Here is a 12400-nt window from a genome sequence, read left to right as displayed (position 1 = left end):
GGGCGGCCCCGCACCAGGGGGACCGCCCACAGAAATGCTGTTTAGTACCAGCCCACGGACTCGGAGTGGGCCCAGGCGGCGCACGGCGAACCGTAGCGGCCCGCGATGTAGCTCAGGCCCCACGAGATCTGGGTGGCGGGGTTGGTCGCCCAGTCGGCACCAGCCGAGGCCATCTTGGAGGCAGGCAGCGACTGGGGAATGCCGTAGGCCCCGGAGTAGGGGTTCTCCGCGTAGGGGTTCCAGTTGGATTCCCGTTCCCACAGCGCGTCCAGGCAGCCAAACTCGCTCTGGCTCCAGCCGTAGCTGGCGAGCATGGACTGGGCGATGCCACGCGGGTCGCCACCGGAGTAGTTGCCGGCGGGAGCGGGCGGGTTCGCGGGGGCGGCAGGCGCCTCAGCCTCGGTCTCGGCGGGAGCCTCCGTGCTCGGGCTCGGACTCGGGGTGGCCTCGGCCTTCACCTTGGTGCCGACGGCCACGATCTCCTTGACCGGCTCTTTGGTCACACCCTCCCCCAGCACCACGCTCACGATGGCTTTGCCGTCGCGCGTCTCGCTGTAGGTCTGCTTGGTCTTCTCCCCGGCTTGCCCGGCCTGGCGCACCTCGGTGGTGCCTTCCTCCAACTCCGGGTCTTCTTCCTGCACGGTTTCGAAGGGAACCTCGGTCTTTTCGGCGGTGAGAGTGCGCTTGACGCGCACGACGCTGACCTTGACCGCGCCGTTGTCACCCGGAGCGGCCTGCACGTGGTCAATGGGGCTGGCCTCCACCCCGGCGGCGGCCAACACCGCTGCGGTGTCCAGATCCGTCTCCGCGGTGAACTGCTTCTCCTTGCCGTCGGCCATCACCGTCACCGGGGTGCCTGCGGCCACCAACGGCAACGTGGTCAGGGCGTCGCGGGAAGTGGAGCGGGTGGCGGCGTAGTTTTCCAGGCCCGCCTCCGCGGCGGCCGCGGACAGCGTGCCCTGCGTGGTCCACACTTTCTCGCCCCCGACGTGCAGCGGTTGGGCGCGCTTGACGGTGATGACGGTGCCGTCTGTCAGGGCGGACCCGCCGGCCGGCACCACGAGGTCGTGAGCCGTCACCTCCACCCCGGCGGCCGCCAGCGCGTCGTTGACCGAGCCGGAGAAGGTCGAGACGGCGTGGCTGCGTCCGTCCACGTGCACGGTGACGGACTTGTGGGCGCTGTAGGCGATGGCGCCCCCGGTCAGGGCCAGGGTGAGGGCGGCGCCACCGGCGGCCAAGAGCCGCCAGCTCTTCTTAGCGGGGCGGGCCCGGCGGGCAGTCTGCTGGGGGTTTTCTAACTCAGTCATAACGTCCTTCGCTGTTCTGGGGTCAGGGGCGGAGTGGTTCCGCCGGGAGAGCTGACCCCGGGGCAGCGCGCGTGAGCTGCGCACTCGCGGAAACTTTGCAGCCTCCACGCCGAAATCGTAACCAGACTGTTATGCGAATTGTCCAGCCGCAGGCGTCACAAGTGGTAATCCACACAACCATTGCATCGGTTTGGTAAAACCATTGCCAACGGGGGCGCGGGTGCTGCAAGCCCGCCCCAACAGCATCCCCAGGCAGCCTGGACGAAGGGCCGACCCGACCTGGGTGTTTGCTGAAGTGCGGGGTGCTAGAGCAGGCCGAGGGAGGCCGCGCAGGCGGGCCACTGCCCCCACCCGGCGCGGGCCTGCAGCATCTGCGCCCGCATCGTCTGCTCCTCGGCCGACGCCTCCGACGGCAATCCACTACCGCCCATTGCCTGCCAGGTGGGCAGGGAGAACTGGTAGAGGCCGTAATAGCCGTTACCGGTGTTAGTGGTGGGGTCCCCGCCCGACTCGCACTGGGCCAGCGCTGCCCACACACCCTCCACGGGAGCCCCGCCGCCCCCGCCGCCCGCGGGCTCCGACGGCTTTTCCGGTTCTTCTTCCTGCTTCTTTTTCGTCCCCACCGCGGTGATCTCCGCCACCGGGGCGCGCGAGACTGCGTCGCTGACGACGACGCTCACCGTCGCCTTGCCGTCGCGCGTCTCGGTGTAGGTCCGTTTGGTGTGCAGCCCGGCCACGCCCTCCTGGACGACCTCGGTGCTGCCCTCCTCCATCTCTTCGTCTTCCTGTTCGACCTGCTCGAAGGGAATCTCGGCGGTCTCCTCCGTCAGGGCGCGCACGACCCGCACAACCGTCACCCGCACGCCCCCCGCATCATCAACCTCCGCCAGCGCCTGATCGATGGCAGACAGCTGCACCCCGGCGGCCGCTAGCACCTGGGTCATGTCCATCTCCCCGGTGGCGGTCACCTGGGCTTCCTTGCCGTCGGCCACCACCGTGACAACCGTCCCGTCCCCCACGAAGGGCAGTGGGCGCACCGCGTCGCGGGAAGTAGACCGAGTGGCGGAGAACGTTCCGAGGCCGGATTCGGCGGCCGCGGCCGCCAAACTGTCGCGGGCACTCCACACCTGCCGCCCGCCCACGTGCAAGGGCTGGGCCCGTTTGATGCTAATGACGCTGCCGTCCGCGACCCCCGCGGTCAGGGCAGGCACCACCAGATCGTGCTGGGCGACCTCCACGCCGGCGCTCGCCAGCGCCCCCTCCACCGAACCGGCGAAGGTGGTGACGGTCGAGGTTTGCCCGTCCAGCTGCAGGGTGATGGTCTTGTGGGCCGTTAGTGCCAGGCCGACGCCCGCCGCTGCCAACGCCACCGCGGCGGCGCCGCCCACCAGCAGCCCACGACGCCGGGACGGGGATTTGCGGGCATGCTGCGCATTCGGGCTGGTGGAGGGGCTGGCGGTCATGATGTCCTTTAGGTCTAGGCAGCGGGGAGGCCACCGGGGCAAGCGACGGCGCCACGGGCGGGCACCACCAGCACTGTAATGCCAGGCATACGGGGGCTGTCTAGGGCCCGGCCGCCCCGAGTGTCAGCTGCCACAGGGGCCGCCCAGTGGCGGCCAAGTGCCGTAGACCGCCTGCGTATTGCGCTCCAGCTGCTGGCACACGTCAGCGAGGTCAGCCTGCCAGACCTCGGCCATCGCCCGCACGGTGACGGGCATAACGTAGGAGGCGTTTGGGCGTCCCCGCAGCGGATGGGGGGCCAGGTAGGGGGCGTCGGTCTCCACCAGCACCAAGTGGCGGGGCAGGGCCCGCAGGGCCCGACGGGCCTCCTCGTTGGCGTGGTAGGTCACCGGACCGGCGATGGAAGCAAACCAGCCGTGCTCGGCGAGCACCCCCGCCATCTCGGCGTCACCGGAGAAGCAATGGAAGACGGTGCGAGCCGGGGCACCGTCGGCCAACAGAATATCGATGACGTCCTGGTGGGCATCCCGATCGTGGATCTGCAACGGCTTGTCCAGTTCCTTGGCCAGGGCAATGTGAGCCCGGAAGGCGGCCTGTTGCGCCGCCCGGGCAGGTGGAGCGCCCCGGAAGTAATCCAGACCGGACTCCCCCACCGCCACCACCCGCGGATCGGCGGCCAGGCGGGCGACCTCGGCGACAGCGTCGTCCAAGCTGGTGGCGTGGTGGGGCAGCAGGCGCGGCTCCAACCCATCCGGGGCGCCGCCGTCCGCGTAGTGCTGCCCCCCGGCGTGCAGCGGGGCCTCATTGGGGTGCAGGGCCAGGGCCACCCGCACCCCCGGCAGGTTGCCCAGCTCTAGGCTGGCGGCCAGATCGGGCAGTTCACAACCGACGGTGATGATGCGCTCGACCCCGACCGCAGCGGCGCGCCGCAACTGCTCCGGCAGCGGCAAGCGCTCACCTTGCACCAGCGGAATGTCCGCCAAGCGCACCGGCAGGTGCGTGTGATTGTCGGTGACCGGGGCAGGCAGGGCGGCGCCGACGTCGGGCCAGCGCTGGGACCGTTTGGACTTACCCACCGGCTACTTGGCCTTCTCCAACCGGGCCAATTCCTCGGCGATGACCGACTCGTCGAGCTTGACGAAAACCGGCGTCGGCTTGGCCACCGGTGTGCCCACCACCACCGGGCGGGACGCCCAGGGGCGCACATTGGTGTAGTCGCCGGTGATGATCGGGTAGTCCAACGGGCTGCCATCCTCGCGGGTGATGTCAAGATCGACCACTTCTTCAATGCGCGGCAGGGGTGCCAGGTCTCCGGCCCCGCCCAACACCCGATCGATGGCGTTAGCCGAGTGCGGCAGGAACGGCGACATCATCGTGTTCAGATCCGCCACCGCCTGGGCCAAGGTGTGCAACACGGTAGCCAGGCGCTCACGCTGCTCGGGCGCCTTCAGCCGGAACGGTTCGGTCTCGGCCACGTACCGATTGGCCTCCCCCACCAGCCGCATGACCTCACCGATGGCGGCGCGCTGCCGGTGGGCGGCAATCAGCGAGCCGACGGTAGCAAACCCGGCCGCAACCGCCTCCAGCAAGGCCGCATCGACGTCGGCCAGCGGCCCCGGGGCAGGAATCTGCCCGAAGTTCTTGGCAATCATCGCGGCCGTGCGGTTGACCAGGTTGCCCCAGCCGGCCACCAATTCGTGGTTGGTGCGGCGCACGAACTCCGCCCAAGTGAAGTCGCTGTCCTGGTTTTCCGGCCCGGCGGCGCAAATGAAGTACCGCAGGGCGTCACTCTGGTAGCGCGAGAGCAGGTCACGCACGTAGATGACCACCGAGCGGGAGGTGGAAAACTGCTTGCCCTCCATGGTGAGGAACTCGCTGGAGACGACCTCGGTGGGCAGGTTTAACACCCCGAAGGCGCCGGGCTGGCCGCCGCGCGCGCCCTGGCCGTTGTAGCCAAGCAGCTCGGCGGGCCAGATCTGGGAGTGGAAGACGATGTTGTCTTTGCCCATGAAGTAGTAGCTGAGGGCCTGCGGGTCGTTCCACCACTTGCGCCAAGCGTCCGGGTCCCCGCTGCGACGGGCCCACTCGATAGAGGCCGAAAGGTAGCCGATGACGGCATCGAACCAGACGTAGAGTCGTTTGTTTGGCTGGTCCTCCCAGCCCGGTACCGGAATCCCCCAGTCGATGTCGCGGGTCATGGCCCGCGGGCGAATCTCGGCCAGGATGTTTTGGGAGAACCGGATGACGTTGGGGCGCCACGAACCCGCCGCCTCCCGCTCATCCAGCCACTGGCCGAGCGCCTCGGCGAGCGCCGGTAGGTCCAAGAAGTAGTGTTCGGTCTGCACAAACTCGGGCACCTCGCCGTTGACCTTGGACCGCGGAGCGATCAGGTCAGTGGGATCCAGCTGCTTGCCGCAGTTGTCGCACTGGTCCCCGCGGGCCTCACCGTAACCGCACAGCGGGCAGGTGCCCTCAATGTAGCGGTCGGGCAGGGTGCGGCCCGTTGACGGCGAGATGGCCGCCCCCATGGTGCGCTTGATCATGTAGCCGTTGTCACGCACTGTCTCGAACATGGCCCGCACGACGGCATAGTGATTACCGGTGGTGGTGCGCGTGAACAGATCGTAGGACAGGCCCAGCGCAACTAGGTCTTCCACGATGATCCGGTTATTCTTATCCGCAAGCTCGCGCGCGGTCAGGCCCTGCTGGTCAGCGGCCACCAAAATGGGGGTGCCGTGCTCATCGGTTCCCGAGATCATCAGCACCTCGTGCCCCGCCATCCGCATATAGCGCGAAAAAACGTCGGAGGGAACACCAAAGCCTGCCACATGGCCGATGTGTCGCGGCCCGTTGGCATACGGCCACGCCACGGCGGAAAGAACACGAGTCATGGCCTCATCCTAGTGGCCCGCCCGCCGCGCCGAGCCCCGCCTGCCGAGGCGTCTCCACCAGATCGTTACGTGCCGAATCCGCTTATCTCGCCCACCAGGCCCTACGCTGCCACCGACGCCAGCCACACCGGGAGAAAGTCATGCGCAACGAAGTCCAACTCATCACCTACGCCGACCGGCTCGCCGGGGACCTGCCGAGCCTGCGCGGCCTGCTCACCACCCAGCTGTCGCACTGGTTTGGCGGCGTGCACGTGTTGCCATTCTTCACCCCCATCGATGGCGCCGACGCCGGCTTCGACCCGGTGGACCACACCGTCGTCGACCCCCGCCTGGGCAGCTGGCAAGACCTGCGGGACCTCGCCGCCACGCACCAGGTGATGGCGGATCTGATCGTCAACCACGTCTCGGCGGCCAGCCCGCAGTTCGTCGACTGGCAGGCCCGGGGAGCGGACTCCCCCGCCGACGGCATGTTCCTGACGTTGTCCTCGGTCTTCCCCGACGGGGTGAGCGAGGCCGACCTGACCGCCATCTATCGGCCCCGGCCCGGCCTGTGCTTCACCCCCTACCGGGTGGCCGGGAAACTGCGGCTGGTGTGGACCACCTTCACCGCGCAACAGATCGACATTGACCTGGGCCACCCGGCAGGCTGGGCTTACCTGGAGCGGGTGCTAACCACCCTGGCCGATGGCGGGGTGCGCCTGGTGCGGCTCGACGCCGTCGGTTACGCCATCAAGACCCCCGGCACCTCCTGCTTCCTCACCCCCGAGACCTTCCAGTTCATCGACCGTTTGACGGCCCGCGCCCGTGAGCTCGGCATGGAGGTGCTCGTCGAGGTGCACTCCCACTACGCCCGGCAGGTCGCCATCGCGGCGGCCGTGGACTGGGTCTACGACTTCGCCCTGCCCCCACTGGTGTTGCACACCCTCTACACCGGTGACACCGCCCCGCTGCTGCGGTGGCTCCAGGTGCGGCCCGCCAATGCCGTGACGGTCCTGGACACGCACGACGGCATCGGGGTCGTCGACGTCGCCCGCGACCAGATCGACCCCACCCAGCCGGGCCTGCTGACCGATGCGCAGGTTGATGCCCTGGTGGAAGCCATCCACGCGCACACCGGTGGCCAGTCCCGCCAGGCCACTGGCACTGCCGCCTCCAACCTGGACATCTACCAGGTCAACGCCACCTTCTATGCCGCACTCGGCTCGGATGACTCCGCCTACCTACTGGCCCGCGCCATCCAGTTCTTCACCCCCGGCATCCCGCAGGTTTACTACGTGGGGGCCCTGGCGGGCGGCAACGACATGGAACTGCTGGAGCGCACCGGCGTCGGGCGCGACATCAATCGGCACTACTACTCCCCCACCGAAGTGGACCAGCAGCTGGCCCGCCCCGTCGTTAAGGCCCTGGGGGCGCTGTGTCGGCTGCGCAACACCCACCCCGCCTTCGGAGGAGAGTTCACCTGCACCGCCGACGGGCCGCACCTGCAGCTGCGCTGGCAGGCGGGGACCGATGAGATCACGCTGCGTGCTGACACCGCCACCCACGCTGCGACTTTGACCTGGTCGACGCCCGACGGCCCGCAGCAAGTCACCGAACTGCTGCAGCTGGCGCACCGCTGAGGTTCGCCCCGCGGGGGCGCTGCGGTGACCGCACCGTCCCGCCCCGGCGGCTAATCCTGCGGGGTGACCGCCCGGGAGCGGTGAGCCACCACCGCGGCGTACAGCTCGCGCTTGGCTACCCCGGTGTCCGCCGCCACCGTGGCGGCCGCGTCGCCCAGCCGGGCCCCACCCGCCACCAGTTCCTCCACCCGGTCCACCAGGCTCGCCGCCGCCACCGCCTGCGGTTGTGCCCCCGCCACCACGATCGATACCTCGCCCTTGACGCCGTCCGCTGCCCAGGCAACTAGCTCCGCCAACTCCCCGCGCACGACCTCCTCGTAGGTTTTGGTCAGTTCGCGGCACACCACTGCCCGGCGCTGCTCCCCAAAGGCTTGCGCCAGGGCCGCGAGGGCCGCGGCCGTGCGGTGCGGGGCTTCGAAGAAAATCATGGTCCGCTCCTCGCCTGCCAGGCTCGCCAGGCGGCGGGAGCGCTCCCCCTCCTTGCGGGGCAAGAAGCCTTCGAAGCAGAAACGGTCCGACGCCAGCCCCGAGATCGCCAGCGCCGTCAGCGCCGCGCTCGGTCCCGGCAGCACCCGCACCCCGATGCCCGCCGCGGCCGCAGCCGCCACCAATCGGTAGCCCGGGTCAGAGACCGACGGCATGCCCGCGTCGGTCACCAACAGCACCCGGGCTCCCGCCCGCGCCTGCTCCAGCAGGACCGGGGTCTTGGCTTGCTCGTTGTGCTCGTGGAACGCCGTCACTTTGCCCGTCAGGGTGATCTCCAGGCGCCGCGCCAGGTCGCGCGTCCGCCGGGTGTCTTCGGCGGCGATGATGTCGGCCTGTCCCAGGGCCGTCACCAGGCGGGCCGAGGCGTCGCGCGCATCGCCGATCGGGGTGGCGGCCAGGGCAATGGTGCCCGGGATGAGGACCTCAGTTGACTCACTAGCTTGCACGGCGCCTCCTTAAAAAACGGACCCATCGTATGCTGTAGCGCGTGAAAGCCAAGGTAACCGCCAGCAAACGATCACCTGCCCTCGCTCCTTTGGGGGGTGCCAGCCCGGGCGAGGCCGCAAGTGAACTGTACTGGCGCTCCCGCCTCGGCCTCGGGGCCTTAACCAGTTGGCGGGTGGCGGCCGCGGCCTGGATCGTGCCGCTGGTGGTGGGCCTGTTCGCGTTCGTGCTGCGCACCATCCATTTGGGCCACCCGCACTCGATCGTCTTCGACGAGACCTACTACATCAAGGACGCCTACACCCTGTGGCAAAACGGGTACGAGTCCGAGTGGGCGGACGGCGCCAACGAGGCGTTTGCACGCGGCGACTTCTCGGGGGCCAAGACGAGTCCGTCCTTCGTCGTGCACCCGGCCGTCGGCAAGCTGATGATCGCGCTGGGGTTGCAGCTGTTTGGCCCCGAGTCGTCGTTTGGCTGGCGGTTCGGGGCGGCCCTGACTGGCACCCTGACCGTGGTGCTGCTGACGTGGCTCGCGGCCCGCCTGTTCCACAACCAGGTGCTCGGGGCAGCGGCCGGGCTGTTCCTGGCGCTGGACGGGCAGCACCTGGTGCAGTCCCGCACCTCGCTGCTCGACATCTTCCTGACCTTCTGGGTGTTGGTGGCCATGGTGTGCATCGTGGTCGACCGGGACGTCTCCCGCGGGGCTATGGCCCGCGATCTGGCGCGCCACGGCGGCATCACCCCCTCGCACTACGGGCCGCGCACCGGCGTGCGCTGGTGGCTCATCGGTGCCGGGGTGGCCTTCGGGTTGGCGTGCGGCGTGAAGTGGTCGGGCCTGTACATGCTGGCGGCCGCCGGGCTGCTGGTGCTGGGCTGGGAGCTGGGTGCCCGCCGGGCCGTGGGGGTGCGTCGCTGGGAAGAGGCTGGCATCGTGCGCGGCGGTATCCCGGCCTTCTTCGCCCTGGTAGGGGTGGCGGCCCTGACCTACACCGCGACCTGGTTGAAGTGGTTCAGCAACCCGGGCGCCTACAAGCACGGGTGGGCCGCGGCCGAACGCCTGGCGGGCCGCGAACCGTGGACCCCGAGCTTCCTGCCCGATGCCATTGCCGACTGGTTGGACTACCACAAGGCCATCTACACGTTCCACGTGGGGGTCACCAGCGAGCACAGCTACATGTCCAGCCCGTTCGGGTGGCTGCTGCAGCTGCGCCCCACCTCCTTCTACTGGCCCGATGACTTCTCTCACCGGGCCGGGCAGACGTGCGCCTCCGATCGGTGCGTGGAGGCCATCCTGGCCATCGGCAACGTGGCCGTGTGGTGGCTGGGGGCCGCCGCCCTCCTCCTAGTGCTGTGGGGGGCGATCTTTAGGCGCGACTGGCGGGCCTGGCTGATCTTGGCCGCCTACGGCGGCCTATACCTGCCGTGGTTCCAGTACCTCAACCGCACCATCTTCACCTTCTACACCGTGGTGCTCTCCCCCTGGGTCTGCCTGGCGCTTACCTACGCGGTGGCGCTGCTCTGCCAGTGGCTGGGCGCGCGGCGCGCGCAACCGGCGGTACCGGCGGTGCCCGAGTCGACCAGTGAACCGGCAGCGGAACAGCCAGCCGCCCAATCGACGCCGGGCGCCGGACCGCTCCCCGCGGCCCCGGTCGAGGGCGCCACCTGGGGCCAGGCCATGGCCTGGCTGTGGGCCCCCACGCGCACCTGGCGGGCGCGGCAATGGGCCCTGGTGGGCGGCGTGACGGCGCTGGTGGTGGCCGTGGCGTGGTTCTTCTGGCCGATCTGGGTCGGCGACTACATCCCGTACGAGGAATGGCAGCAACGCATGTGGTCCGAACGCTGGATCTAGCCGGTCGGCTGCTCCCCCGTCGGCGCCCACACGATATTCACACCGTCCCTGTGGCTCATCCCCGGTAGGCAGGGCCCCCGCGGGGGCCCTGCCGCTTACTTGCCTAGGCGGGAGTGGGCGGCGTCGGCCTGGGCGGCGTCGTGCTCCCCAACGTCCTCCCCGCCGGCCACCTCGGGGCGTTCAGATAGTTCCCCGTCCCGGATTTCGTAGACCCGGTCGCAGTAGCGCAGCAGCCGCTGGTCGTGCGTGACCATGATGGTGATCTTGTCTAGGTCGTGGGTGAGCTCACGCAGCAGCTGGACGGTCTCGAAGGCGCGGGAGGTGTCCAGGGCCGCGGTGGGTTCGTCGGCGAGGATGACGTCGGGATCGTGCATGAGGGCGGTAGCGATCGCTACCCGCTGGCGTTCACCGCCGGACAAATCAGCGGGGTATTTTCGCGCCAGCTTCGTCAATCCCAGCCGCTCCAGGAGCTCGGCGCGCCGCTGCAGGTCCGTGCGGCGACCGCGTACCTTGTCGTGTAGCAAAAGCTGTTCTTCCACCCGCAAGAACGGCACCAGCGAGGAGGACTGCAGGATAAAGCCGAGCTTGTCGAAGCGGGCGGCAGAGCGCTGGGCCGGGGTGGCGTCAGTGATGTCTATGCCGGAGAGCACCACCCGGCCCGAGGTGGGACTTTGCAGGCCCCCCACGATGGTCAGAAACGTCGACTTGCCGGAGCCGGACGGCCCGATGATGGCCACCAGCTGCCCCGGGTGGGCGGAAAAATCGGTGGAGCGCAGGGCGTGAATGGTCTCGTCGCCTTGCTGAAAGTCTTTCGTGACACCGGTTAACTCAATCATCAGCCAATCGCCTCAATCGGGTCGATACGGGAAATGGTGCGGATCGGCACGAGTCCGCCGATGACAGTGCCAAGCAGGAAGGCACCGATAACGCCCGCGAACAAGACCGGAGACACGGCGAACGGCACCTTGCCCGCCAGGGCCACAGAGGTGCCGAAGGCCAGGGCCAGCCCAATGCCGACCCCCACCATGGTCAGGAAGAAGGTTTGCACCGCGCCGGATACCACTATGTAAGAGGTGCGGATACCTTGCGCCTTCATAATGCCGAAGAGGGAACGCTTTTGCAGCGTCAACACGTAGATGAAGATCGCCAACACTAAGGTAGCGATGCCGATCAAGGAGCCGATCATGAGGGAGAAGGTCAATACTTGGGCGTTGTAGCCTGGCAACGCTGATATTAGAGCGTCACTGGACAGGTACTCCAGCCCCGCCTCCTCCAAGGCCGCGGCGTCCGGGGTCGCATTCGGGCCAAGAACGACGGCATGGGCCGCCACCTCCCCATCGCGCCCGGCCAGGAGGTAACCAAAGCGGTCCCGGTACTGGTCGATGCTGACATACATGACTGGCGCGGTCTGGAAACGCTGCGCGTCGGTGAATCCCACCACCTGCCAGGTGGTATCGGAATCGGCCAGCTGCACCTGGCTGCCCAGGGCAAATCCTTCCCGCGCCAGCGTGGCATCGAGCAGGATCTCGCCGCCAGCGCGCGGGTAGCGGCCCTCCGTGACCGCGGGGGCGGCCGGGCCGGCCTCGTCGACGGCGAAGAGGTAGGCGTTAGCCCGCTCCTCCTGCCCGGCGGACGGGACGTACACCACCGCTTGCAGTAGCAACGGGGCCGCCGCGGGGGCCTGTTCACTAGCCACCTCCAATTGCCGAGCGGACAGGCGGGAGGCCATGAGGTTCTGATTGGCGGTACTGGTGGTCACCACCCCGCTGGCCGACCAGTTACGGATGGCCTCGGAATAGGCGCTGGCCAGACCATAGGCCAGGCCGGTTAGGAAAAAGGCGAGGTAGCTAACCAGCACCACCACGATGGTGATTAGCAAGAATCTGGCTGGCTGGTGCCTAATCTCGCGCAAGGCCAGGAACAAGGTGGTCTCCGTTTCTGTCTCGACACACCGGGTCGATACGGCACCACGCTAGCGCACACTCGACGGTGGCGGGGTGTGGAGTGGAACGCGCGGCTTGCGGAGTTGGTGGTTGTGGTTGTGGGCCCCGCAACTGTGTTGTTGGGGGGCCCACTGGGTGTGGTGGCGGCGGTGTCCTACTCTCCCACACCCTGGCGGGTGCAGTACCATTGGCGCTGTCAGGCTTAGCTTCCGGGTTCGGTATGGGTCCGGGCGTTTCCCTGACGCTGTGACCGCCGCACGTTTATTTAACTCACCGTGTTTCCTGCCCCCCGGGTGGGGGGGGTGTTGTTTGGTGGGTTTGTAACTGTAGAGCGGGTGTGTGCATGAGTTTGTGTTGGTCGTGTCTGGGTTTGTGTTTAATGTGTTGTGTTTGTGTTGGT

The 12400-nt window shown here is 68.3% G+C and carries 9 protein-coding genes and 1 rRNA gene; 2 read left to right on the top strand and 8 right to left on the bottom strand.

Annotated features, from left to right (window positions below; genetic code table 11):
* Window positions 1–41 precede the first annotated feature (41 nt).
* The 4 genes from BSZ40_RS09525 to metG form a co-directional block, all read right to left on the bottom strand.
* The gene (locus BSZ40_RS09525; RefSeq protein ID WP_084542775.1) at window positions 42–1307 is read right to left on the bottom strand and encodes a resuscitation-promoting factor; all 1266 of its coding nucleotides are present in this window, start codon (window positions 1305–1307) and stop codon (window positions 42–44) included.
* A gap of 305 nt (window positions 1308–1612) precedes the next feature.
* On the bottom strand, window positions 1613–2770 hold the full coding sequence (locus BSZ40_RS09520; RefSeq protein ID WP_073825717.1) for a resuscitation-promoting factor: 1158 nt from the start codon (window positions 2768–2770) through the stop codon (window positions 1613–1615).
* A 123-nt stretch (window positions 2771–2893) separates the two neighbouring features.
* The gene (locus BSZ40_RS09515) at window positions 2894–3844 is read right to left on the bottom strand and encodes a TatD family hydrolase (RefSeq protein ID WP_073825715.1); all 951 of its coding nucleotides are present in this window, start codon (window positions 3842–3844) and stop codon (window positions 2894–2896) included.
* A 3-nt stretch (window positions 3845–3847) separates the two neighbouring features.
* Window positions 3848–5659, bottom strand: coding sequence for a methionine--tRNA ligase (gene metG, locus BSZ40_RS09510; RefSeq protein WP_073825713.1), 1812 nt, complete (start codon window positions 5657–5659; stop codon window positions 3848–3850).
* Window positions 5660–5799: 140 nt separating this feature from the next.
* On the opposite strand from metG, the gene gtfA reads away from it, so the two are divergent.
* Window positions 5800–7278: a sucrose phosphorylase gene (gtfA, locus tag BSZ40_RS09505; protein ID WP_073825710.1), complete on the top strand. Its 1479-nt coding sequence runs from the start codon at window positions 5800–5802 to the stop codon at window positions 7276–7278.
* 50 nt (window positions 7279–7328) lie between these two features.
* Here gtfA and rsmI read toward each other — a convergent pair whose 3' ends face one another.
* On the bottom strand, window positions 7329–8210 hold the full coding sequence (gene rsmI, locus BSZ40_RS09500) for a 16S rRNA (cytidine(1402)-2'-O)-methyltransferase (RefSeq protein ID WP_143180939.1): 882 nt from the start codon (window positions 8208–8210) through the stop codon (window positions 7329–7331).
* Window positions 8211–8251: 41 nt separating this feature from the next.
* Between rsmI and BSZ40_RS09495 the strand changes: the two genes are divergently transcribed.
* A complete protein-coding gene (locus tag BSZ40_RS09495) occupies window positions 8252–10057 on the top strand; it encodes a dolichyl-phosphate-mannose--protein mannosyltransferase (protein ID WP_143180938.1) in 1806 nt (601 codons plus the stop codon).
* 95 nt (window positions 10058–10152) lie between these two features.
* Here the strand turns inward: BSZ40_RS09495 and BSZ40_RS09490 are convergent, their stop codons facing one another.
* From BSZ40_RS09490 to rrf, 3 genes are all read right to left on the bottom strand, one after another.
* Window positions 10153–10893 (bottom strand): ABC transporter ATP-binding protein, encoded by a 741-nt coding sequence (locus BSZ40_RS09490; protein ID WP_073825706.1) that lies wholly within the window; start codon window positions 10891–10893, stop codon window positions 10153–10155.
* Window positions 10893–11981, bottom strand: a complete 1089-nt coding sequence (locus BSZ40_RS09485; RefSeq protein ID WP_073825705.1) for an ABC transporter permease — start codon at window positions 11979–11981, stop codon at window positions 10893–10895. Before BSZ40_RS09485 ends, BSZ40_RS09490 begins: the two co-directional genes overlap by 1 nt.
* 160 nt (window positions 11982–12141) lie before the next feature.
* Window positions 12142–12258 (bottom strand): 5S ribosomal RNA (gene rrf / locus BSZ40_RS09480).
* Window positions 12259–12400: the final 142 nt, after the last annotated feature.

This window comes from Buchananella hordeovulneris (assembly GCF_001907235.1).
GTDB lineage: Bacteria > Actinomycetota > Actinomycetes > Actinomycetales > Actinomycetaceae > Buchananella > Buchananella hordeovulneris.
The sequence above is the reverse complement of the archived record's forward strand: the minus strand, read 5'-3'. Positions and strand labels throughout refer to the sequence as shown.